Source organism: Collinsella aerofaciens ATCC 25986 (genome assembly GCF_010509075.1).
Lineage (GTDB): Bacteria > Actinomycetota > Coriobacteriia > Coriobacteriales > Coriobacteriaceae > Collinsella > Collinsella aerofaciens.
In genome coordinates, this window is record NZ_CP048433.1 from 411,506 (window position 1) to 434,505 (window position 23,000).

At 58.8% G+C, this 23,000-nt stretch carries 19 protein-coding genes; 17 read left to right on the forward strand and 2 right to left on the reverse strand.

Annotation, left to right across the window (positions count from 1 at the left end; all coding sequences use genetic code 11):
• The first annotated feature begins 3 nt into the window (after nt 1-3).
• The 3 genes from GXM19_RS01925 (at nt 4) to GXM19_RS01935 (ending at nt 3,589) form a co-directional block, all read left to right on the forward strand.
• The gene (locus GXM19_RS01925) at nt 4-1,173 is read left to right on the forward strand and encodes a Coenzyme F420 hydrogenase/dehydrogenase, beta subunit C-terminal domain (protein ID WP_040358208.1); all 1,170 of its coding nucleotides are present in this window, start codon (nt 4-6) and stop codon (nt 1,171-1,173) included.
• A 338-nt stretch (nt 1,174-1,511) separates the two neighbouring features.
• Entirely contained in the window at nt 1,512-2,765 is a 1,254-nt protein-coding gene (gene istA / locus GXM19_RS01930) for an IS21 family transposase (RefSeq protein ID WP_006235233.1), read from the forward strand.
• Entirely contained in the window at nt 2,762-3,589 is an 828-nt protein-coding gene (locus GXM19_RS01935; RefSeq protein WP_006234068.1) for an ATP-binding protein, read from the forward strand. The genes istA and GXM19_RS01935 overlap by 4 nt, the downstream gene beginning before the upstream one ends.
• A 207-nt stretch (nt 3,590-3,796) precedes the next feature.
• On the opposite strand, the gene GXM19_RS01940 is transcribed toward GXM19_RS01935, so the two are convergent.
• Together GXM19_RS01940 and GXM19_RS01945 are read right to left on the reverse strand one after the other, a co-directional pair.
• Entirely contained in the window at nt 3,797-4,987 is a 1,191-nt protein-coding gene (locus tag GXM19_RS01940; protein WP_040358202.1) for an IS256 family transposase, read from the reverse strand.
• Between the two features lie 114 nt (nt 4,988-5,101).
• Nucleotides 5,102-5,707, reverse strand: a complete 606-nt coding sequence (locus GXM19_RS01945) for a S8 family serine peptidase (protein WP_006234066.1) — start codon at nt 5,705-5,707, stop codon at nt 5,102-5,104.
• Nucleotides 5,708-5,842: 135 nt separating this feature from the next.
• On the opposite strand from GXM19_RS01945, the gene GXM19_RS01950 reads away from it, so the two are divergent.
• From GXM19_RS01950 to GXM19_RS02015, 14 genes are all read left to right on the forward strand, one after another.
• On the forward strand, nt 5,843-6,190 hold the full coding sequence (locus tag GXM19_RS01950) for a type II toxin-antitoxin system MqsR family toxin (protein ID WP_040358199.1): 348 nt from the start codon (nt 5,843-5,845) through the stop codon (nt 6,188-6,190).
• Nucleotides 6,191-6,200: 10 nt separating this feature from the next.
• Nucleotides 6,201-6,713, forward strand: a complete 513-nt coding sequence (locus GXM19_RS01955; RefSeq protein WP_040358197.1) for a type II TA system antitoxin MqsA family protein — start codon at nt 6,201-6,203, stop codon at nt 6,711-6,713.
• The gene (locus GXM19_RS01960) at nt 6,714-7,139 is read left to right on the forward strand and encodes a hypothetical protein (protein WP_006234063.1); all 426 of its coding nucleotides are present in this window, start codon (nt 6,714-6,716) and stop codon (nt 7,137-7,139) included.
• Nucleotides 7,140-7,267: 128 nt separating this feature from the next.
• A complete protein-coding gene (locus GXM19_RS01965) occupies nt 7,268-9,406 on the forward strand; it encodes a DUF4118 domain-containing protein (protein WP_006234061.1) in 2,139 nt (712 codons plus the stop codon).
• Complete coding sequence (locus GXM19_RS01970; protein ID WP_040358195.1) at nt 9,403-10,308, forward strand: hypothetical protein; 906 nt, start codon at nt 9,403-9,405, stop codon at nt 10,306-10,308. Before GXM19_RS01965 ends, GXM19_RS01970 begins: the two co-directional genes overlap by 4 nt.
• Entirely contained in the window at nt 10,305-12,185 is a 1,881-nt protein-coding gene (locus GXM19_RS01975; RefSeq protein ID WP_006234058.1) for a DUF2194 domain-containing protein, read from the forward strand. The genes GXM19_RS01970 and GXM19_RS01975 overlap by 4 nt, the downstream gene beginning before the upstream one ends.
• Nucleotides 12,182-13,609: a GT4 family glycosyltransferase PelF gene (gene pelF / locus GXM19_RS01980; protein ID WP_006234057.1), complete on the forward strand. Its 1,428-nt coding sequence runs from the start codon at nt 12,182-12,184 to the stop codon at nt 13,607-13,609. The genes GXM19_RS01975 and pelF overlap by 4 nt, the downstream gene beginning before the upstream one ends.
• A gap of 3 nt (nt 13,610-13,612) precedes the next feature.
• Nucleotides 13,613-15,157 (forward strand): exopolysaccharide Pel transporter PelG, encoded by a 1,545-nt coding sequence (pelG, locus tag GXM19_RS01985; protein WP_050766075.1) that lies wholly within the window; start codon nt 13,613-13,615, stop codon nt 15,155-15,157.
• Nucleotides 15,147-16,916 (forward strand): CotH kinase family protein, encoded by a 1,770-nt coding sequence (locus GXM19_RS01990; RefSeq protein ID WP_006234055.1) that lies wholly within the window; start codon nt 15,147-15,149, stop codon nt 16,914-16,916. The genes pelG and GXM19_RS01990 overlap by 11 nt, the downstream gene beginning before the upstream one ends.
• Entirely contained in the window at nt 16,903-17,694 is a 792-nt protein-coding gene (locus GXM19_RS01995; RefSeq protein WP_006234054.1) for a polyphosphate polymerase domain-containing protein, read from the forward strand. Before GXM19_RS01990 ends, GXM19_RS01995 begins: the two co-directional genes overlap by 14 nt.
• Nucleotides 17,695-17,839: 145 nt before the next feature.
• On the forward strand, nt 17,840-18,364 hold the full coding sequence (locus tag GXM19_RS02000; protein ID WP_203572372.1) for a DUF4956 domain-containing protein: 525 nt from the start codon (nt 17,840-17,842) through the stop codon (nt 18,362-18,364).
• A gap of 310 nt (nt 18,365-18,674) precedes the next feature.
• Nucleotides 18,675-19,646, forward strand: coding sequence for a LacI family DNA-binding transcriptional regulator (locus GXM19_RS02005; protein ID WP_239057666.1), 972 nt, complete (start codon nt 18,675-18,677; stop codon nt 19,644-19,646).
• A 210-nt stretch (nt 19,647-19,856) separates the two neighbouring features.
• A complete protein-coding gene (locus tag GXM19_RS02010) occupies nt 19,857-21,257 on the forward strand; it encodes a PTS transporter subunit EIIC (protein WP_040358191.1) in 1,401 nt (466 codons plus the stop codon).
• Nucleotides 21,258-21,363: 106 nt separating this feature from the next.
• Entirely contained in the window at nt 21,364-22,905 is a 1,542-nt protein-coding gene (locus GXM19_RS02015) for a glycoside hydrolase family 32 protein (protein WP_006234049.1), read from the forward strand.
• Nucleotides 22,906-23,000: the final 95 nt, after the last annotated feature.

Below are 23,000 nucleotides of genomic sequence, written 5' to 3' on the forward strand. Positions count from 1 at the left end.
GTAATGGTTGAACTATTTGAAAAGGCTGAACAGTGCTGTGGGTGTACGGCATGTCTAAACATATGTCCGAAGCAGGCGATCTCCATGCTGGAGGACCAGAAAGGCTTCCTCTATCCCAAGATTGATGGTTCAAAGTGTGTAGAGTGCGGTCTATGTCAAAAGGTCTGTCCTTTTAAGGTTGATGGATTAGCGGGCGGTAAGTTTTCAAAAATTGCCTACGCGGTCAAAAATAAAGACAATACTGAACGTGCGCAAAGCAGTTCTGGTGCGGTATTTATCGAAGTTGCTAAAGCTGTGCTTGGGTCTGACGGCGTTGTGTATGGCGTTAGGCTTGATGATGTGCACCGTGCGATGCACGACAGAGCTAGCTCAATTGAGTCTGCTAGGAAGTTTCAGGGCTCAAAATACGTGCAGAGTTATAAGGGGAGTATCTTCCAAGAGATTAAGCGCGATTTGAAAGCCGGCAATACAGTTTTGTTTACGGGAACACCTTGCGAAGTCGCTGGATTGAAGCGCTTTCTTGGAGTTCCTTACGACAATCTCGTGACGGTGGATATTATTTGCCATGGCACTCCAAGCCCCGGTTCTTTTGATGACCATATTCGAGCTTTGGAGAAGAAATATTCCTCAAAGATTTCCAAGATTAGCTTTAGAAATAAACAATACGGCTGGAGAAACCAAGAACTTTGGATAAAGTTCAATAATGGTGAAATTTACCATAATCCCATTTGGGAAGATGAATACTATCGCCTCTTTACTGGAAATTACCTATTGAGAGATTCATGCTATTCGTGTCCCTTCGCCAGTATGAACCGCCCGGGAGATATCACAATTGGCGATTTTTGGAACATAAATAACGTGAAGCCGGATTTCGAAGACAAGCTTGGCGTTTCTTCAATCATAGTTAATACCGAAAAGGGGCAAGATCTGATTACTGAAATTTTGACTTCTTTTGAGTATTTTGAAGTTAGCTTGGATGAGTGCACGCAGCGCAACCTTCAAGCTCCGTCCCCTAAACCAGATGATTTTGATTCCTTTAGGGCCGATTGGGAGCAGCATGGGCTCGACTATTGTCGAAAGAAATATGCTTCCATGGGATTTGGGGAGAGGATTAGACGCACTCTATCCCCTGTTAAAAAGAGGGTAATGAAAGTAATAAAGCGAGGTATATAGGAATAATTGCGCGTTTACATTAGGGGTATCAGTGGCGATTGATACCCCTTTTTTCAGTCGTTTAAATTTAACAACGAATTTAATCGACAGAACAGAGTACGTGTCCGATTGACCAGATCGCGTCGAAAAAGTTGGTGTAAGGATGGCTGTTAGCGCCGGGCGATTTTAGCCGCTAATAGTCAAACTATTTTGACCAATCCCGGTCACCGAATAATGGCCACCGTGCCTCCCCGCCGCCACTACGCTGGTGGTGCCAACACGCCGGCGTTAGGAGGACCATTGAGGTGAACGAGAGACACGATGACCTACAGGAGATTATAGACGCGGCGCTCCGGGAGATGGCCGCGGAGGAGGGCGACGGGTTCGACCCGCAGGCATGCAACCTCGCGGAGTTCTGCAGGAGGACGGGGCTCACCCGCTCCCGCGCGAGGACGGTCAGGGCACACGGGTTCAGGGCCCTGCCCCACGGGAACAGCGGGAGGAGGGCCGCGCCGGGCGTGCTCGCCGGCCACACCGGCCTGGTGGACGACCTCCTGCGGAAGGGCGTCACCAACTCGCAGGTGATATTCGAGCGGCTGCTCGGCCAGGGCTACGCCGGCGGCCTCACCACGGTGAAGACCTATATCGCCGCGCACCGGGACCTCGTGCCCGCGAAGAGGCGGCAGGCGGCCCCGCAGGGCTGCCGCGGCCAGCGCTTCAGGACGGCGCCCGGAGAGGCCTACCAGATGGACTGGGGCTTCGTCGCGGTCGAGCGCCCCGGCGGGGAGCGGGCGCGGATCGCCTGCTTCGCCATGGTCTGCCACCATTGCGGGGGCGCCCACGTCGAGTTCTTCCCGAACGCGCGCCAGGAGAACCTCCTCATCGGGATGCTGCACGCGTTCTCGGCGCTGGGCGTGCCCGCGACCGTGCTCACCGACAACATGAAGAGCGTGGTCGTCCGCCGCGATGCCGACGGCCGGCCCGTCTGGCAGGCCGACTACGCCGAGTTCATGGGCGTCGTCGGCTTCCGCACCAGGCTGTGCAGGCCGCGCCACCCCTATACGAAGGGCAAGGTGGAGAGGCTCGTCCGCTTCGTGAAGGGGAACTTCCTCGCGGGAAGGTCCTTTACCGACCTTGACGCCCTCAACCGGGAGGCCGCCCTCTGGTGCGCCGAGCAGGGAGGCCGCTGGCGGCGCGCGGCGGCATGCGTCCCGATGCGCGAGCACGAGGCGGCGTGCTCGGCGAACACCAGGCCGCTCGAGGTCACGGCCGAGGTCGAGCGGTACCTGTGCCCGCGCCGGAAGATCTCCTTCGACGGCTTCGTGAGCTTCGAGGGGCACCGCTACGGCGTGCCCTACTGGTACGTCCGCCGCGAGTGCAGGGTGAACCGGGAGGGGCGCGTGGTGCACATATACAGCGACGACCTCTCCCGCGAGCTCGTCGCCCACGCCGTCGGCACCGGCGCCGACAGCTGGTGCGAGGGGCAGTGGGAGACATCGCCGGCGCAGCCCGAGGAGCTGCCGACCCAGCCGGTGGGGACCGTGGTCGAGCAAATCGCCCCGCCCAGGACGAAACCCGGTTTCGAGAGGTTCGACTTCGGGAGGGCCGAATGATGGCGGGCGCGGGGGCGAGCCCCTACGAGCTCGCGAGCGACGCCGCGTCGAGGCTCGGGATCGCCGTCGGGGCGGAGGAGCTCGCGACCCTCGCCTCGGACCTCGACCTCGGCGACGGGGAGATGGCCGCCGTGGCAGCCACCTTCTCCTACCTTGCGGAGAAGAGGAGGCTCGCCTCCATCGAGACGCTGCTGAGGCTGAGCAGGCTGCCCAGGCGCGAGCCCAAGACCTTCGAGGGCTTCGACTTCTCCAGGATCCAGGGCCGGGACGCGGCCGCGCTGGGCAAGCTCCCGTCGCTGGCCGACCTCTACGCGCACCGCAACGTCGCCTTCGTCGGGCCCGGCGGCATAGGGAAGACGCACCTCGCGCAGGCCTACGGGCGCGAGTGCTGCATGCGGGGGCTCAAGACCTACTACATAAAGGCGACCGAGCTCAGGGACAGGTTCCAGAAGGCCGTCCAGCGGGGAAACACCTCGCGGGTCGTCTCCTCGCTCGTCAAGCCGTCGTGCCTCATCGTTGACGAGGTGGGGAGATGCGTCTACGACAGGCCGTGCACCGACCTGTTCTTCGATGTCGTCGACAGGCGCTACGAGAAGGAGGGGCCGAACGCGATGGTCCTCACGAGCAACATCGCCCCGAGCGGGTGGGATGAGTTCTTCACGGGCGACGACACGCTCCTCTGCGCCCTCGACAGGCTGTTCGACAAGGCGTCGGTGTTCGTGATGCGGGGCCCGAGCTACCGCGGCAGGGGGCTTGACACCTACTCGGTGGAGGCCGTCCCCCAGGCGGTGAAGGTGAGGGGGATCCAGCCCGAGGGGATGTAGGAATGCGATAGGAAAGTCATAGATGCGGGCGTGTTGGCTAAAATGGGTCGGCCGGGATTGGTCAATCTCGGCCGACTATATTTGGCTAAATTATTCCGACGCTAACATGGCTTCCCAGCGCCCGTTCAACGAAGAACGGCCTTCGTCCTAAGGTACCGTCAAGATTCTTTCGCAAATTGATTTAGCCGTCTCCGGCCCCGTCCTCTTCTAGCCCTCCGCCTTTCCCCTCAGCTCGTCCATCTCCTCCAGCTTCGACATGTCCAAGTACCTCCTCTTGCCCCACTCGTGCTCCACTATGTACTTCAGCCTCGCCGTCACCAACATCAGAGCCGAATTGCCGTCTGGGAAGGTCCCGACGACCCTCGTCCTCCTCCTGATCTCGCGGTTGATGCGCTCGATCCCGTTGTTCGTCCTGATCCGGCGCCAGTGCTCCGGTGGGAATTCCGTGTAGGCAAGCGTCTCGGCGAACCCGTCGCGCACCGTCCTCGCGGCCGCCCCGAGCCTCATCGATTCCAGCTCCTCCGCCACCTCCTCGGCTTTTCTGGCGCATGCCTCGCGCGATTCCTGCGCGTGGATCGCCTTCAGCATGCGCGCCGCGGCCTTCCGCCTGGTCACGGGAACCCTTCCCAGCACGTTGCGGTAGAAATGCACCGTGCAGCGCTGGTAGCGGGCCCCGGGGAACACCTCCTCGAGCGCACCGAGCATCCCCGCGCACTTGTCGCCGGTGACGAGCCGTACGCCGGAGAGCCCGCGTCCCTTGAGCCAGGAGAAGAATTCGCGCCAGGACTCCGCGGACTCGGTGTACCCCTCGGAGCAGCCGATGACCTCCCGGTCGCCGGCGGAGTTGACGCCGATGGCGACCAGCACGGCCACGTTCTCGTAGGACCCTCCCCAGCTGCGCTTGAGGTAGATACCGTCGACGAAGACGTAGGGGTAGCCGCCCTCGAGCGGCCTCTGCCGCCATGTCTCGATGGACGCGAAGGCCCTCTCGTTGAGGTTGGAGACGGTGCCGGAGGACACCGGCGCTCCCCACAGGAGCTCGGAGACGTCCTCGATCCTCCTGGTGGAGACGCCCGCCAGGTACATCTCGACGATGGCCTCCTCGACCGAGGTCTCGCGCCTGCGGTAGCGCTCGATGACGGCCGTCTGGAAGGTCGCCCCGCGGAGCTTCGGCACGCTGAGCTCGACTTCCCCGGCGCCCGTGACGAGCCTCCTCGTGTAGTGGCCGCTGCGGTAGGCCTCCCGGCCCGCCGTCCTCTCGTAGCGCTCGGCCCCGACGAGCTCGGACGCCTCCTCGTCGAGCAGTGCGTTGAGCGTCTCCTCGACGGTCTTCCTCACCAGATTCTTTATGTCGTTGCGCAGCGACTCCTCGTCGACTGATACGATGTTCGCAGACACGGCCCGTGCCCCCTTCGTCGGTGATTTGTTGTTTAGTCGCTAGAAATCATATGACGGGGCGCGGGCCGTGTTCCGCTATGCGGTTGTCAATTTGCGAAAGAAATTATGCGTCACCTAGTCAACCCCTTGATCGCGATTGCATTTTGGAAAGTAGCAAAGGGTTGCCCGTGCGACAGAAGGATGAGTGTTTCTGACGGCTGGAATCGGTATCTTGTAGTTGTATGTTTCGTAATCGGTGACGGTCCCCGTAATGAGGAACTTAATTTCATCGTTTCTGCTTTTAATTACATCGTTAATATGAATCGGTACTACACCATAGCCAAGAGTGTTCATATCCGAATGCTGATTCCATGATATTGATGAATCGATCAAGAGCGCCTTCGCTGACTCGCAGCTAAGGTGCATTTTGTAGATTAGATAAGCTGCTTTTCTTGCGACAAGGGGCGCTGCGAGGGATGTGCCCATATCCGTTTTTGGCCTGTCGCTTCCATAGCAGTTGAGCGGTTCGTCTATGTCTCCACCATAGTATGAAACATCGGGCTTATGCTGAAAATGGAGCACAGGACCTCTCCGAGTATATGAAGCGGGACTTTTATCACGCCTTACCGAGTTGACTACGAGAGCGTTGACGGAGTCCGCTGGAGACCCTATTCGGTCTGTTGAGCCATCGTGATTGTTTGTGCCGGCAACGACAAACAGAACATCATATTCTGCCTGCAATTTATCTAGTAGGGCGGCTTCGGGTGATTGTATGTAAAGGGGAGGCGTTAATGCGCCTGGCTTGGAATGTCATATTGAGTTGCCAATTGGCAACAAGTCGAATATAGTTAGCATTATGCTAACTAAGGGGTGGTTATGAATCGAACCAAGCTCCGACCGACATATTCACTTGACGAAGCGAAGTCTTTGGCTTGCTCGGGAAAGATGATTGTAAATGGTAGGGTGCGCAGACACCTGATGAATCAGTTTGGTTATTTGGACATCGATCATTTCCTTGCTGACCTATTTGATTATCTGAAGCCTGATGATTTTAGAAAATCCATCGCGCTCGATATGGATGGACCTCTGCATGATGTTTACGCAGATGTCTACGTGTGCCGAGATTTTGAATGCGAGGATTGGTACGTTAAGTTTTCAATTGATTCCGAAGGCAATGCGCATTTAAACGTTTTGTCTGCGAACATCGATGGATACATTCATTAAAGGAGGAGTCATGCGTTGCATGGAATGCGGCAAAGAAATGCAATTTACCACGGCGCCAATGACTGAAATTTACCGTGGCGAGAAAATTACCGTAAAAGGAATTGAGCATTATGTTTGCGAGTGCGGTAACGATGAAATGACTACTACAGAGGCGACTAAGCTTGCCCATGCACTGGCTTCCCAATATGCTAAGGCTCATGAACTTTTATCTCCCTCGGATATAAAGGATTTGCGCTCCGATCTTGGTTTGACTCAGCATGAGTTTGAGTCGCTATTAGGGGTTTCAAAACCCACGGCGTCTCGTTGGGAGAACGGGGCATCGCAGCAATCTATTACCGCAAATAACCTTATGAAGCTCATTCGAGATGTTCCTGAGGTGCGCACTTATCTGGGACTTTCTTCTGGTGAGATGGCCTCAAGACTTAATGCGTCACGATTTTCGGTGATACTGGGAGGAGAAGCCCCGGCTTATAGGGACTCGGCTCCTTTGGCAGATGAGAATGCCTTTCGATTGGAGATGTAAATGGAATCGCTTCAGAAGCAACGCATTGAATCTCCGTTGATTACATGCGTGACCAGAAAAGTGGACAGTTTATCATTTGATGGCGGGATGATTCCGAAAGAGGGCGTCAATAAGTCTGACGTTGAATGCAACGTCCGAAATGCTATTACCAGTGCATTTTCGGACGAAAACGGAGTCAGGTTTCGTCAGCTCAACTTAGTTATTGAGCTTTTACCTGGCGATGAGGGCCATTATTACCGTTCCGAAATATCCGTTTCTGGCATATATCGCGCTCCTGCGGATTTAGATGACGACGCTTTTGACAGGGAGGCACTTAGCACAGGAATGCAGGACCTGTATTCCTATGCAAGGGGCATTATTGAAAATGTCGCCGCTGGTGGAGTATGGGGCTCACTTTATCTGCCACAGATTGGATTCACTATCTAGCTCTTGATGTCCCCACATCCTCTAAAAAAGTTCTTAAAACAGCCTTAAAGGCGTTCCAGCTCGCGTTGACAGCGTAAAATACGCATGTTTGACTATGAACGAAGTGGATTTTAGGGGAGGGGTGCGCCATGGAGGTGCTGGTTGTTGGCAACACCGCATATGTTGACGATGACTTTTGTGCCAAGGCGTTCCCCGGGGACCATGTCCAGGTCGTCGCTGCCGCGGAAGCGCGCCGCGATGAGTCATCACCCCATGCCTCGTGGAAAGAGCTTCTGCAACACCTGGATCAGGCCTACGAGTTCGAACGCGTGGTCTACCTGTCTAATTACCTTACCCCGCATACCGATATCGTGGGCGATATCGAGCTGCTGCGCTCGGTCTTTCGTGCGTGCGCGGGTCGCCGGGTCCAACTGCTGTATGTAGCGGGGCCCGCGGGTGCCGAGGGTGCCGCCGATGCCGCGGGGCGAACGGGCAAGGGCATTATCGCGCACGCAGCCAACGACCTGTGCCGCTACTACGCTGCTCGCGAGGGCGTTCAGACCAAGATCCTGCGCGTGCCGTTCCTGTATACCGCGTCTGCCACGCTGGAGGACCCGTTTTTGGTGCCGCTGTTCGACGCGTGCTCAACTGGATCGGTCGCTCTGCAGGGCGCGCAGGATGCGGCGTTTCCCCTGCTGTGTGCCGAGGAGCTTGCGGTGCTGGTGCGCCGCATCTTCGATAGCTGGGATGGTAACTTCGAGACGCTCGACGTTGCCGATACCTTCCATCACACGGCGGGTGAGGTGGGCGAGGCTCTCAAGGCGCTGTTCCTAGGGCTCTCGGTTGCCTATGGCGATTCTGCCGGCTACGCCATGCCCGTCAGCGACATCGTTCGCGTTCGTTATGGTTGGTTTCAGCGCTACGACCTGATGCGCGATCTTTCGACCATTCAGGCGCGTTGGGATGCCGGTCGCGCGAAGAAGGTCAACCCCTTGCGTGCCGCCATCGACCGCATCCAGATGCGCTCGCTGCCCATCAAATGCCTGGAGACGGGGGTTGCCTGGGTTCTGTTCGAGGTGCTGGAGCATCTGTTCTCACAATCGGCCCAGCTCAACGTGCTCGATTATCGCCTGCTCTACGTGGTGTTGATCGGCACGCTGTATGGCTTGGACTTTGGCCTGGTTGCGGCGCTGCTGGCGTCGGTGGGTTTGGCCGCGAGCTACTTTACTCAGTACGGCTATACCTTCCAGGGCCTGTTCTACGAGCCGTCCAACTGGCTGCCGTTTATTGCGTACTTTGTTGTGGGTGCCGTGTGCGGCTATGTCCAGCTGCGCAACAGCGAAGCCATTAGGGCGGAGCGCGATCAAAACGAGCTCGTGCGCAACCGCAATACGTTCCTTACGCAGCTCTACCACGACGCGATCGAGGACAAGCGCGCGTACAGGCGCCAGATCGTGGGTCGCCACGACAGCTTTGGCAAGATCTTTGCCGTGACGCAGGAGCTCGATGTGCTCAACCCTCGCGACATCTATCGCAAGTGCTGCGAGCTTCTGGGTGAGATCCTCGAGAACGATTCGGTGGCGATCTACCATGTTTCGGGCGGGGCATTTGCACGCCTGGTGGCAGCAAGTCCCGCGATTGCCGAAGATGCCGCACGCTCGCTCACGCTTGAGCAGCTTGCACCTCTTTTGGGCGACGGGGGTCGTTCGAACCTGTGGGTGAACCGCGAGCTGACGCCGGGACTTCCCATGTTTGGATACACGATCGAGCGCGACGGGGCACCCGCCGTGTTGATCTTTGTGCGTAGTGCGGCCGAAAACCAAATGACCCTCTATTATCAAAATCTGTTCCGCATCTTGTGCGGGCTGGTCGAAAGCGCGCTGGGCCGTGCTTTTGACTATGAGGCGGTGGCGCAGGATAAACGCTGCGTTGGCGGCACTTGCGTGCTCAAGCAGGCTGCCTTTGGCCAAGAGCTCGCGGCGGAGCAAGCGCTGGCAGATAACAAGATGGGGAGTTTTTTGCTCCTGCGCGTGGTACCGGGCGTGGAGCCTGTCGGCGAGCTGGTAGGCGCAATTGGGTCGGCAATCCGCGAGAGCGACGCGGCGGGCTTGGTCGACGGCGACGTGCTCTATCTGCTTATGCGCCAGGCAAAGGCGTGCGATCTGCCCATTATCCGCGAGCGCCTGAGCGCAAAGCGGATTGCGGTGGAGCCCGTCGACGGCGAGGACATCGTGGCGCTGCTGCAGCACATCTCTTACACCGGTGACGGTGAGGGGGATGGCGCTTGATCTCGCTTGTCGTTGCTGCCGTCTTGCTGCTGATTCATGCGCTGGTTTGCCTGATGCTGTGGACGCTCATGAAGCTGGGCCTGCTGCCGGTGCGCGGACACATGCTGGCTGTGATAGTGCTGGTGCCGCTGTGGGGCCCGTTGCTGGTGGTTCTGCTATCGGTCCGCAGCGCGGTGTTTTGCGAGGGGCTGAAAGAGTCTGCGCTGGAGTCGCTGCGCTTCAACGACGACCTGCATCGCAGCATCTTGGTGCACGACCGTGACGCCGATGCAGGCGTGGTCCCGCTCGAGGAGGCGCTCATCGTCAACGACCCGGCATACCGGCGCCGTCTAATGCTTTCCATGCTCACCGAGGAGCCCGACGCGTACCTGGCGCAGCTACAGGCGGCTAAGCTTAACGACGACGTTGAGGTGGCGCACTATGCCGCGACGGCGGTGGCGCAGATCTCCAAGGAGTCCGACCTTAAACTGCAGCAGCTGGAGCGTGCCTTCAAGACGGACCCGAGCGCGCAAAACCTCAACGAATACTGCGATTTTCTTGGTGAATACTTGGGCTCGGGTTTGGCTGAGGGGCGCGTGGCTCAGATTCAGCGCCAACAGTACGCGCGCCTGCTTGCGCGTCGCTGCGAGCGCGAGGACACCTTTGAGCTGCGCATTCGATATGCGACGGCGCTGGCCGATGTCGGACAGATCGACGAGGCGCAGGCCGTGATCGACCAGCTGGTGTTCGACGTGCCCGAGGAGCAGGAGGTTTGGATGCTTTGCCTGCGCCTGGCCGTGATGCGCCGCGACGGTGACGAGGTTCACCGTGTGACCGATGCGATTCACAAGCAACATGTGTATTTGAGCGCCGACAACCGCGAAAAGTTGGCGTTTTGGCGCGACGGGGAGGAAGCCAGATGAGCGTGGTGCAACATATCCGCGACCGTGCGGGCCGCTTTCGTTGGATGGGACTGCTTGTAGTGTGGGCGGTCTTTATTGCCATGGCCGCCGTGCTGCTGGTGGAGCGTGCCGGCGTGCAGTACAGTGCGGGCCAGCATAAGCTGGGAATGCTTGCCGCCAACGATGCGGTGCCTGCCTCCTCGGCAATCTTTGGCCAAAAGCCCACATGCCTGGTCATTACCGATTCCGATCAAGCTGGCGTCGAGGACGTAAAGGAACAGTTCGACCAGATTTTGCTGGACATGAAGATCGCGCACCGCGACGTGGACCTTGCCCTGGATGGTGCGGATGCCATTCCCTCGCTGACCTCCTTCGATCGCGTGATTGTGCTTATGCCCTCGCTTGACGGACTGGGTACGCATCTGACCGATCTGATGAGTTGGGTGAGTGCGGGCGGCTCACTCATGCTGGGCATGACGCCAGATAACTCGAACTGCCTGCAGGCTATTGCTTCCAAGCTTGGGATCGAATCGGCCGGATATGACTATGCGACAGCCGAAAGTATCGTTCCGAGCGAGGACTTTATGCTGGGCGGGGGAGAGCGCTACGAGTTCTCAGACCCCTTCGATTCTTCGCTTTCGGTTTCATTGCGCGAAACGGCGCACGTCTGGGCAAGGACCGGTGACGCGGGCACGCCGCTCATTTGGTCTAACGATTGCGGCAGTGGTCACACCGTGGTGTGCAACATTGGCATTTACGACAAGGTCATGCGTGGGTTCTATGCTTCGGCCATAAGCTTGCTGGGTGATGCCACTGCCTATCCGGTCATCAACAGCGCCGTGTTCTATTTGGACGACTTTCCTAGCCCCGTGCCCTCGGGCGATGGTACTTATATCAAGCGTGACTACGGCCTTTCCATTGCGGATTTTTACACCAAGGTCTGGTGGCCCGATCTGCAAAAGCTCGCGCAAAAATACGGCATTCGCTATACCGGCGTGATGATCGAAAACTACGAGGACGCGGTCAACCAGACCGAGCCCACGCGCCAACCCGATACCACGCAGTTCCTCTATTTTGGCGGCATGCTGCTGCAGATGGGCGGAGAGCTGGGCTTTCACGGCTACAACCATCAACCGCTCGCGCTCTGGGACATCGACTACGGCACTTTGTACGACTACAAGACGTGGAAGAACAAAGAGACGCTCGTCGCTTCGCTCAACGAACTTATCGCGTTTCAGGACGAGGTCCTGCCCAACGCTCATGGCTCGGTTTACGTGCCGCCGTCGAATATCCTTTCGGCCCGCGCGCGCAAGCTCATCGGCACCGACGTTCCGCGCATTAAGACCATTGCCAGTACGTATTTTGAGGATGGCACCGACCTGCCGTACGTGCAGGAGTTTGGCGTGGCGAGCGATGGCATTGTGGAGCAGCCACGTATTGTTTCGGGCGGCATGGTCGACGATTCCTATATGCGCCTGGCAGCCGTGTCCGAGCTCAACATGCACTACGTGAGCACGCACTTTATGCACCCGGACGACCTGCTCGATCCCGATCGCGGCGCCAAGGATGGCTGGGAAGTCTACAAGGGCGGCCTGACCGACTACCTGGACTGGCTTACCAAGTCTGCGCCCGACCTGCGCCGCCAGACCGGCTCGGATTGCTCGGGCGCCATTCAGCGCTTTTCGTCGGTTACGGTGAGCTTGGATACCAGTGCGGATGCCTGGACGCTCAGCCTGGGCAATTTCCACGACGAGGCTTGGCTCATGTTCCGCGCCAACGACGGCGAGCCGGGCGCAGTCACGGGTGGCGAGATTACGCATCTGACGGGCGACCTGTACCTGATCAAGGCCACGGACAAGACGGTGACCATTGCGCGCAAGGAGGGTAGCGACAAATGAGAATCTGCTTGGTACTCGAGGGTTGCTACCCCTATGTACACGGCGGCGTATCCACCTGGATGCACGGCTACATTACGGCCATGCCCGAGCACGAGTTCGTGCTGTGGGTGATTGGCGCGCATGCTGCCGACCGCGGCAAGTTTGTCTACGAGCTGCCCGGCAACGTGGTCGAGGTGCACGAGGTGTTCCTGGACGATGCCCTGCGGCTTTCGGGCGAGCAGCACGAAGCCAGTTTTAACGACCGTGAGCGCGAGGCGCTACGCCGCCTGGTGTCGCTCTCCAATCCGGATTGGGACGTGCTGTTCGACATTTTCCAGCGCCGTCGCGTGCATCCGCTCTCGTTTTTGCAGAGCCGCACGTTTATGGATATCTTTCGCGACGTGTGCCTGGCCGAGTATCCCTACACGCCCTTTGCCGATGCATTCCACACCATGCGCTCCATGTTGCTGCCCGTGCTCTACCTGTTGGGCAGCGAGGTGCCGGTGGCAGATGTGTACCATGCCATCTCGACCGGCTACGGTGGCCTGCTCGCCTGCCTGGGCTCAAGCGTTCACCATGCGCCGGTGCTGCTGACCGAGCATGGCATCTATACCCGCGAGCGCGAGGAAGAGATCATTCGCGCCGATTGGGTGGTGCCGTCGTTTAAGGACCGCTGGATTCGCTTTTTCTACCTGCTTTCGGAGGAGATCTACCGCCGCGTCTTCCGCGTGACGAGTTTGTTCCATAACGCCCGCAAGACGCAGATTGATATGGGCTGCGATGCGGACAAATGCCTGGTCATCCCCAACGGCATTCAGTTCGACCGCTTTAAGGACATTCCCTTAAAGCCCGATGACGGCTGGGTGGACATTGGCGCGGTGGTGCGCCTGGCGCCCATCAAGGACGTCAAGACTATGATCTATGCCTTCTTTGAGCTGCACGAGCGACTGCCCAAGGTGCGCCTGCACATCATGGGCGGCGTGGACGACGAAGAGTACGGCGCCGAGTGCCACGCGCTGGTCGATACCCTGGGCGTGCGCGACCTGATCTTTACCGGTCGCGTCAACGTGGTCGAGTACATGGAAAAGCTCGACTTTACTATTTTAACGAGCATCTCCGAGGGCCAGCCGCTCAGCGTGCTGGAGTCGCTTGCCGCGCGCCGTCCCTGCGTGACGACCGAGGTGGGCTGCTGCCGTGAGCTGCTCGAAGGCGCTCCGGGTGACGACTTTGGCGTGGCGGGATTTGTGACGCCGCCCATGTATCGCAAGGGCTTGGCCGATGCCATGGAGCGCATGTGCGTGAGCCGCGCCCGTCGCATTGAGATGGGGGAGCGCGGGCAGCGTCGCGTTGCCACGTACTATTTGCACGAGCAGATGCTCGCCAACTATCGCGCGCTGTACGACGAGACGGCGTGTGCGTTTAACCTGCCCAGAGAGGGGGAGTAGCCGGTGGCCGGAATCGGTTTTGAGCTCAAGCGCCTGTTTAGGCGCAAGGGCCTGTTTGCCACGATGCGCGCTTACGGCTACGCCGGCATTGTGTGCACGGGCCCGATGCTGTTGGGCGTGCTGCTCCAGGTGGGCATCTTGGTGCTGTGTGGTCTGTGGGGCGTGGGCCGTGCCAACCAGGATCTGCTGGTGTGCATGGTGACCTACACGCTGCTGGCGTCGCTTACGCTCACGAGCTTTTTCTCCATGCCGGTCACACGCTTTTTGGCTGACATGCTCTTTGCCGAGCGCGAGGATGAGATCTTGCCTTCGTTTTGGGGATCTAATGCCATCATGCTCGTTGCTGGCACCGTGCTCTACGGCGCCTTTTTGCTGTTCTCGGGCGCCACACTGCTGCAGGGACTGCTGTGCCTGTGGCTGTTCAACATTATGATCGTCAACTGGAACGGCATGAGCTACCTCACCGCCATCAAGGATTACCGCGGTATCCTGTGCAGCTTTGCGGCTGCCATTGGCGTCGCGTGCCTATGCGCCCTGGCCGCGCTGGCACTGGGGCTGCCGCCGGTCGAGGGCCTGTTGGCATCAATTGCTCTGGGCTACGGCGTCATGCTTGCCTGGGACGTGGTTCTGCTATACCGGTATTTTCCTCAGAGCGACCGCAGCCCCTGGCTCTTTTTGCAGTGGCTCGATCAGTTTATGCCGCTGGCGCTCACGGGCCTGTTAACCAATCTGGGGCTCTTTGCGCACCTGGTGATTATTTGGGCCGGTCCCATTGGCGTGCAGGTCAAGGGCTTCTTTTATGGTGCGCCCTACTACGATGTGCCGGCGCTCATCGCGTTTTTGACCATCCTGGTCACGACCGTCAACTTTGTGGTCTCGGTCGAGGTCAACTTCTATCCGCGCTATCGCGACTACTACAGCCTGTTCAACGACGGCGGCGTGGTGGGCGACATTGTGGTGGCCGAGGAGGAGATGCTCTCCACGCTTAACAGCGAACTGCGCTTTTGTGCGCTCAAGCAGCTGTTTGTGACCGCGGCGGTCATTTCGCTCGAGACCACGGTGCTGTCGGCCCTACCGTTGGGCTTTAACAACCTGATGCACGGGTATTTTCGCGCGCTGTGCGTGGGCTATGGCCTGTATGCCGTGGGTAATACGGTGATGCTCATCTTGCTGTACTTTACCGACTATAAGGGGGCCGTGCTGGCTTCGGGCCTGTTTGCCGGTGTGGCCGGGCTGGCGACTGCTGTGTCGTTGCTTTTGCCGCAGCAGTTTTACGGCTTTGGCTTTTTGTTGGGTGCGGCGGTGTTTTTTATCGTGGCGCTGCTGCGGCTCGATACCTATACCGCTAACTTGCCGTATCGTATCCTGAGCCAGCAGCCCATTGTGGCGACCGACAAAACGGGTTGCTTTACACACCTGGGCCGCTTGCTCGACCGTGCCGAGCAGCGCTATGAGGAAGGTCGCCATAAGGGTGAGCCGCATGGTGCGTTTGAGCGCGCAGTAGTTCACGTGTATCGCAACCATTGGGGAGGTTCTGATGACCGATAGAATGATGTCCCGCCGTCGCCTGTTTGAGGCGGCTGCCGGTGCGCTGTTGCTTTCGGGCTGCTCGGTGCAGGAAGACTCCTCGACCAAAAAGGTCAAAAAGCAGGACAAGATTAAAAAGGCCGAGGCCTCCGATCAGTCCAAGCATCTTCGCGATAAAGATGAGCTGTACGAGGTCTACGACGACTCGGGTATTGTGACCATGTACCTGACGGTCTCACGCGGCAACAGCTCCGAGAACACCGACCACAGCTGGGCCGAGATCAACACGTACTCGGTGTATGACTATGCCGACATGGGCGTGACGCGCTATCAGGTTATGGGCCTGCTGCAGCTGGGCGACGAAGACGGCCCGGTGGCCGGCGAGGTTGGCTATGGCGAGGAAGCGCCCAATGCCACCGTGCAGGTGCGCGGTCAGACATCGAGCAACAACTCGCAAAAGAATTACAAGGTGGAGCTCAAAAAGGGCAAGGGTACCTGGCGCCAACAGCGCGCGATTGCGCTCAACAAGCACATGGGCGAGGGTATGCGTTTTCGCAACAAGATGGCCTACGACCTTATTCGCGGGATTCCCCAGATGATGGGCCTGCGCACGCAGTTTGTGCATCTGTGGGTGTGCGACCAGACCGAAAAGTCCAACGACACCTTTGAGGACTATGGCTTGTTTACGCAGGTGGAGCAGCTCAACAAGACGGCGCTTAAGGCACATGGCCTGGATAAGAACGGGCATCTGTACAAGGTGAACAGCTTCGATTTCCATCGCTGCGAGGACACCATTAAGCTTGCTGACGACCCCGACTACAACCAGGCAAACTTTGAGGGCATGCTCGAGATTAAGGGCGATTCGGACCACACCAAGCTCATCGAGATGCTCGATGCGCTCAACGACGAATCGCAAAAGATCGACGACGTGCTCGGCACCTACTTTGATACTGAGAATCTGGTCTATTGGCTGGCGTTTCAGATTCTGACGGGCAACTGCGATACGCAGAACCGTAACTGCTATCTGTACAGCTCGCTCAACTCAAATACCTGGTACTTTTTAGATTGGGACAACGACGGCATGCTGCGCAAGCTGGAGCTGTCTCTTACGGGGTTCTCGGACTATGCGAGCTGGGAGCGCGGCGCAAGCAACTACTGGGGCAACGTACTGTTCAATCGTGCGCTGCGCAGCAAATCGTTTCGCAGCGAGCTCGACCGCGCCGTCAAGGACCTGCGCTCGTATATGACCGAGGCACGCCTGAGCAAGATGATCAAGCACTACCGCGAGGTGACTGAATCCCTGGTCTTTGCTTCGCCCGATATCGACCATCTGCCTGTCACCAAGGACCAATACGAGCAGATCGCCGTGGCGATTCCCTCCGAGATCGAGGAGAACTACAAGAGCTTTCGCGAGAGTTTTAAAAAGCCCATGCCGTTCTACATCGGCGTGCCGCAGATCGATAACGGTAAGCTGCGCATTAACTGGGATGCGTCCTACGACTTTGAGGCGCGCGACATTCGCTACACCGTAGAGCTTGCGCGCGACTATGCCATAAGCGACGTGGTCTTTAAGGCCGAGGACGTGCTGCTTCCCGAGGTGACCTGCGATGCGCCCGATGCCGGCCAGTATTTTGTGCGCGTGCGTGCCACCAACTCCGACGGTTATAGGCAAGATGCGTTTGACTACTATGTGACTGACGACGGCAAGCACTACGGCATGAAGTGTTTTTACGTGCAAGACGGCGGTAAGGTCGTGGAGGACACGTATGAGGAGGGCTAGCGCGCTGCTTGAGCGCTTGGCGGCTCCGCCTGTACGTACCACGCAGGAGCGTTACCGCCACGAGCTCAAATATCTCATTAACGAGGGCGAGCACTCCGCGCTTGCCTGTCGCATGGCGCCGGTTTTTAAACTGGACAAGCATGCGCGGGCGGGTGGTTACACCATTCGCAGCCTGTATTTTGACGACTACTGCAACTCGGCCTACGAGGAAAAAGACGCCGGCATTCTCATGCGCAAAAAGTATCGCGTGCGCATCTATAACGGCAGCGACAAGGTGATTAAGCTTGAGCGCAAAAAGAAGTACGGCAGCTGGATCTACAAGGAGGACGCGCCGCTTACGCGCGGCGAGTTTGAGCAGATTCTGGCTGGCGACTACGACTTTTTGCTGAGGAGTCCTTATCCGCTCTGTCGCGAGTTCTACATCGAGTGCATCTGCAACATGATGCGCCCGCGGACCATCGTGGACTACGAGCGCGAGCCGTGGGTGATGGATGAGGGCACCGTGCGCATTACGTTTGACATGAACGTGCGTGCCGCGGTGGGAAGCTTCGATATCTTTGTCGCGACGCTGCCCGCGTTGCCGGTCCTGGAGCCCGGCAAGCTGGTGATGGAGGTCAAGTTTACGGAGTTTTGTCCGCAGCTGGTGCGCGATATGGTGCCGCCGGGCGCGGCCGAACTCACGGCGGTCTCTAAGTACTGCCTGTGTTATGACAAGACCGCCTACCTGCGCGGATTTAATTACTGGGAATCGGATTTTGAGAACCGAGGGGATATTTAGACCATGAGCACCAGGGACTTTTTTAAGAACTCCGTCTTGGAGGCGTTTGGCCAGGTCGACCCTGCCAAGATTGGCCTGTCGCTGCTCGTGGCGCTCGGCATGGGCATCCTGATCTATTACGTGTACAAGCGCTTTTTTTACCGGCGTGGTGTATTCGCGCAGCTTTGCCGTGACACTCGTGGGCATGTGCGTGCTTACCTGCATGGTCACGCTCGCGATCTCGACGAACGTGGTCATCTCGCTCGGTATGGTCGGTGCTCTGTCTATCGTCCGCTACCGTACAGCGGTCAAGGACCCGCTCGACCTGCTGTATCTGTTTTGGGCCATTACCACGGGCATTACGGCCGGTGCCGGCATGTATGCGCTCGTGGGGCTAACGGCCGTGGTCATCGTGGTGATGATCGCCGGCTTTGCGAGTCATCAGGACAAGGCGCGCGTGTACATGATGGTCATCCACTACACGGGCCAGACCACGGGCGACGATATCGTGCGCGCGTTTGGCCGCACCAAGTTTACGGTGAAGTCCAAGACCATGCGCGGCGACAAGGTCGAGATGACCGTCGAGGTGTTCTCGGACGGCGTTGACATGCCCTATGCGGACGCCATTCGCGCGCTCGATGGCGTGGAGGACCTGACGCTCATCCAGTACAACGGCGAGTACCACGGCTAACTTTGTTCCGGCGTTTTAACAAACGCCGGACCGCTCGACGCTGCGCGGGCATCTGCCGGGCTCTTATATTCCGGCGTTCTGCCGAACGCCGGACCGGTCGACGCTGCGCGGGCATCTGCCAGGCGATCTGCCGCTCAAACCGTCGCTCGCGTACATAAAGTACGCTTCGCTCCTCTTTCGCGGCACCTCGCCACGGCAGCTGCCCGCTCGCTGACGTTTGCTCGACCTGGATGGGCGAGTTGATTCATTGAGCGCGTTCGCGGGTATTATGGTGAAAGCGATTTCAATGACAGGGGTGCTCGTGGTAAAGATGAAAGATGTGGCCGAGCTTGCGGGCGTTTCGAGCGCCGCCGTCTCGCGCTACCTCAACGGTGGATATATCTCGGCGGACAAGGCCGAGCGCATTAAGCAGGCAATCGAGTTGACCGGATACGTGCGATCCAGCCAGGCTCGCGCGCTGCGCACCGGTTCCACCAAGCTCATCGGCGTCATCGTGCCTAAGATCAACTCGGAATCCGTGAGCCGCATTACCGCTGGCATTGGCCAGGTGCTCGGTCGCCGTGGCTACCAGATGCTGCTTGCCAACACCGACAATGCGCCCGATCGCGAGCTCGAATACCTCGATTTATTCCAAAACCATCCGGTTGATGGCATTGTGCTGGTGGCAACCATGATCACCGACGAGCACCGTCGGGCGATTGACTCGTGCCGCGTGCCCATTGTGCTGATCGGTCAGCATGTCGAGGGCGCGGCGTGTGTCTATCACGACGATTACGAGGCTGCCTTTGAGCTGGGCCGTGCGCTTGCGGGTCGCGTGGACGGCAAGATCGCCTACATTGGAGTTTCCGAAGAGGACCGCGCGGCCGGTTTCGACCGTCGTCGCGGTTTTGAGGCCGGCTTGCGCGCCGCGGGCGCGGTGCTTGATCCGAGCCTGATTCGCCAGGGGTCATTTACGCTCGACTCGGGCTATCGCGCTGCGCGCGAACTGCTCTCCGTCGATCCCGATGTTTCGTTTATCGCGTGCGCGACCGACACTATGGCGGCCGGCGCCCTGCGCGCTTTTGACGAGCTGCGCGGCGTGGGCGAGGGCGTGCGTCGCGTGAGCGGTTTTGGCGACAACGCGTTTTTGCGCGCGCTGACGGGCGGCATTCCCACCGTGCATTATGGCTACCTGACCAGTGGCGTTGAGGCGACCAATATGTTGCTCAACGCGCTCGATGGCGAGGAGGGGGAGAGCGGTCTCAAGACGCTCAAGCTCGGCCATCAGCTTATGAATGTCTAGGCCTTGGGCACGTCTGCCTGCCTCTGAGACCCCTGTTTTTGCTTCAAAACTACCTTTCGCCGGCTTTTTCCTACCGTTCACCCTACTATGAAAACGATTACAGTCATATCAAACTGAAAACGATTACAGTCATATCAAACTGAAAACGATTACAGTGTAAGTGTCAAAGATGGCCGGGTGCTGATGCGCCCGTTGGAGGAAAGGGAAGTCATGGACTACCGCAAATCAGCCCAAGAGGTGCTCGACAATGTTGGCGGCGCCGACAACGTTGTTTCGGCCGCACACTGCGCCACGCGTCTGCGCCTGGTGATTGCCGATAATTCCAAGGTTAACAAGGAGGCCATCGAGAATGTCGATGGCGCCAAGGGCGTCTTTGAGGCCCAGGGCCAGCTGCAGATTATTTTTGGCACCGGCACCGTCAACAAGGTCTACGAGGAGTTCATCGCGCTCAGTGGCGTCGAGGCTGCCACCAAGGCCGAGGTCAAGGAGGCCGCGGCGCAGCAGCAGAACATCTTTATGCGTGCCATTAAGGTGCTCGGCGACGTCTTTGTCCCCATCATCCCCGCCATCGTGGCTTCGGGCCTGCTGCTGGGCATTATGAGCGCCCTCAACTTCATGGCCTCCAACGGCTTTATCGCGCTCGACACCAATAACTTTATTTATAAGATCGCCGACTTGGTCTCGGGCACGTCCTTTGGCATTCTGCAGATCCTGATCGGTTACTCCGCCGCTAAGGCCTTTGGCGCCAACCCGTATCTGGGCGCTGTCGTCGGTGGTGCATTCATCAACTCCTCGCTGCAGAGCGCCTACACGGTTGCTTCCGAGGGCGTTCAGACCATGGTTACCGTTATTCCCGGTGTGTACAGCTTTGAGTGGGTCGGCTATCAGGGCCATGTGATCCCCATCGTTATCGCCTGCGCCATTCTGGCCTTCCTCGAGAAGCGCCTGCACAAGATCGTTCCCGAGATGTTCGACCTCTTTGTGACTCCGCTCGTCTCGGTGTTCGTGACCGTGCTCGTGACGCTCGTTGCCGTCGGCCCCATCTTTGTCTGGGCCGAGAACGCCATCCTCGGTCTGATCCAGGCCCTGCTGACCCTGCCCTTCGGCATCGGTTCCTTTATCGTCGGCCTGTTCTATGCCCCCACGGTCGTTACCGGTATCCACCAGATGTACACCGCCATCGACCTGGGTCAGCTTGCCCAGTACGGTGTGACCTATTGGCTGCCCATCGCCAGTGCCGCCAACATCGCCCAGGGTGGCGCCGCACTCGCCGTTGCCTTTAAGACCCGCGATGCCAAGATCAAGGGCCTGGCGCTTCCTTCGGCCCTGTCCGCCTTCATGGGTATTACCGAGCCTGCCATCTTTGGTGTGAACCTGCGCTTCTTTAAGCCCTTCATCGCCGGCTGCATCGGCGGCGGTTGCGGTGCCCTGGTCTGCGCACTCACCTCGCTTGCTGCTTCCGGCACCGGCGTTACCGGCATCTTCGGTATCCTGCTGTGCCTGGCCCAGCCCGTGCAGTACGCGATCATGTTTGCGGTCGCCGCGCTGGTTTCCTTTGCCGTCTCGTTTGTCCTGTACAAGGACGAGCCCAAGGCTTCCGAGCAGGCCTAAGAGCTTTTGATTGAGGGGCGCCCGCGGGTTGTATGCTCGCGGGCGTTTCCAGCATCGGGCGCCGATCTCTGGTGCCTTGTAACTTTCGATCTGTTAGGACTTTGATATGTCTAATGCACTTGGTCGCGATCTTGCAAAGCTGGTTGCCGCTGTTGACGCCGCCGCCACTGAGTGCGGTCATGGCGCGTATGGCCAGCGCTTCCATATTATGCCGCCGGCGGGTTGGCTCAACGACCCCAACGGTCTTTGCCAAGCGGGCGGCGTGTTCCACGCTTATTTTCAATATGCGCCGTTTGATGTCGAGGGCGGCGTTAAGGCCTGGGGTCATGCCACAAGCCGCGACCTTATGAACTGGGAATATGTTGGCGCCCCGCTGTTGCCCGACGAGCCGTTTGATTGCCATGGCGTGTATTCGGGCTCCGCGCTTGCCGAGGACGGCCGCATTCGCGTACTGTACACAGGCAACGTTAAACTCTCCGATGCAGACGGCACGTACGACTACGTCAATACCGGCCGCCGCGCCGATACTGTTTATGTCGAGAGCGTTGATGGCCTTGCCGGTCGGGAGTTCAGCCAAAAGCGTGTGGTGCTGGCGTCCGAGGATTATCCCGAGGATTTGACCTGCCATGTGCGCGATCCCAAGGTGTGGCGCGATGATAATGGGCGTTACCACATGGTGCTGGGCGCGCGTCGTCGCGTGGATGGGCCGCATGTCGATAGTCGATTTTGCGCCATGCACGGCGAGGGTGCCGGGCGCGATGTGGGCGAGATCCTGGTGTATGGCTCGGCCGATATGCTGAGTTGGGAGCTCGAGAGCCGCGTGTCTACCCCCGAGCGCTTTGGCTTTATGTGGGAGTGCCCGGGGTATCTGGAGCTTGAGGCGGATGGCGGCGTGCCGGCAAGGTTTCTGTCTTTCTCTCCCCAGGGGCTCGAGGGCGACCGTTGGGACCGCGGCAATGTGTATGCAGCGGGCTACATGCCCGTTACGGGTAACATTACGGGTGGCAAGGACGCTTATGAGCTGGGCGAGTTCCGCCTGTGGGACGCCGGCTTTGACTTCTATGCTCCGCAGGAGTTCACGGCCGAGGACGGTCGCCACATTCTGATCGGCTGGATGGGCATGCCCGATGAGCCGACCTATGGCAACGCGCCCACCGTGGCGTGCGGCTGGCAGCACTGTATGACGGTGCCGCGTGAGCTTACAGCCGGTGCTGGCGGCGTGGTGCTGCAACAGCCGGCGCGCGAGATCGAGCGCCATTATGCCTCGGTGCGTGTGGGGGCGGGCTCGTTGGAGGTCGCCGGCGACGCCTGCTTTGACGTTGTTGTCGACGGTGTCGACGGCGCGTTCACCGCGACCGTTGACGGCGAGCTGAAGCTGGCGTTTGTGCCCGCCGAGGGCGAACTGCCCTCGCGCTTTGAGATGCGATTTACCGATGAGGGTCGCGCTTCTGCCGGCTGCGGTCGTACCGTGCGCTGGGAGCCCGTCGACGAGGTTCGTAACGTGCGCATTGTTGGCGATGTCTCGTCGGTCGAGGTGTTTGTGAATGATGGCGCGCTCGTGTTCTCGACGCGCATCTATCCTGAGGCCTATGGCGTGACCGTTGACGCTCTGGGCGCGAATGTGACCTACCACGCGCTCAACATCTAGGCGATTCGTCGCATATCGGCGCTATACTGCAGCCGTAGCCCACGATGCGGGTAACATCCGCATCGTGGGTTTTTGTTTTGGAGGGAAGGTGCCGT

Excerpts from the sequence above, each read along its gene's own strand:
- GXM19_RS01935 (WP_006234068.1), top strand. The coding sequence starts at position 2,762 with ATGATGGCGGGCGCGGGGGCGAGCCCCTACGAGCTCGCGAGCGACGCC.
- GXM19_RS01950 (WP_040358199.1), top strand. The coding sequence starts at position 5,843 with ATGAATCGAACCAAGCTCCGACCGACATATTCACTTGACGAAGCGAAG.
- GXM19_RS01960 (WP_006234063.1), top strand. The coding sequence starts at position 6,714 with ATGGAATCGCTTCAGAAGCAACGCATTGAATCTCCGTTGATTACATGC.
- GXM19_RS01995 (WP_006234054.1), top strand. The coding sequence starts at position 16,903 with ATGAGGAGGGCTAGCGCGCTGCTTGAGCGCTTGGCGGCTCCGCCTGTA.
- GXM19_RS01990 (WP_006234055.1), top strand. The coding sequence starts at position 15,147 with ATGACCGATAGAATGATGTCCCGCCGTCGCCTGTTTGAGGCGGCTGCC.
- GXM19_RS01975 (WP_006234058.1), top strand. The coding sequence starts at position 10,305 with ATGAGCGTGGTGCAACATATCCGCGACCGTGCGGGCCGCTTTCGTTGG.
- pelF (WP_006234057.1), top strand. The coding sequence starts at position 12,182 with ATGAGAATCTGCTTGGTACTCGAGGGTTGCTACCCCTATGTACACGGC.
- GXM19_RS01955 (WP_040358197.1), top strand. The coding sequence starts at position 6,201 with ATGCGTTGCATGGAATGCGGCAAAGAAATGCAATTTACCACGGCGCCA.
- GXM19_RS02015 (WP_006234049.1), top strand. The coding sequence starts at position 21,364 with ATGTCTAATGCACTTGGTCGCGATCTTGCAAAGCTGGTTGCCGCTGTT.
- GXM19_RS02010 (WP_040358191.1), top strand. The coding sequence starts at position 19,857 with ATGGACTACCGCAAATCAGCCCAAGAGGTGCTCGACAATGTTGGCGGC.
- GXM19_RS01965 (WP_006234061.1), top strand. The coding sequence starts at position 7,268 with ATGGAGGTGCTGGTTGTTGGCAACACCGCATATGTTGACGATGACTTT.
- GXM19_RS01925 (WP_040358208.1), top strand. The coding sequence starts at position 4 with ATGGTTGAACTATTTGAAAAGGCTGAACAGTGCTGTGGGTGTACGGCA.
- GXM19_RS02005 (WP_239057666.1), top strand. The coding sequence starts at position 18,675 with ATGAAAGATGTGGCCGAGCTTGCGGGCGTTTCGAGCGCCGCCGTCTCG.
- istA (WP_006235233.1), top strand. The coding sequence starts at position 1,512 with ATGGCCGCGGAGGAGGGCGACGGGTTCGACCCGCAGGCATGCAACCTC.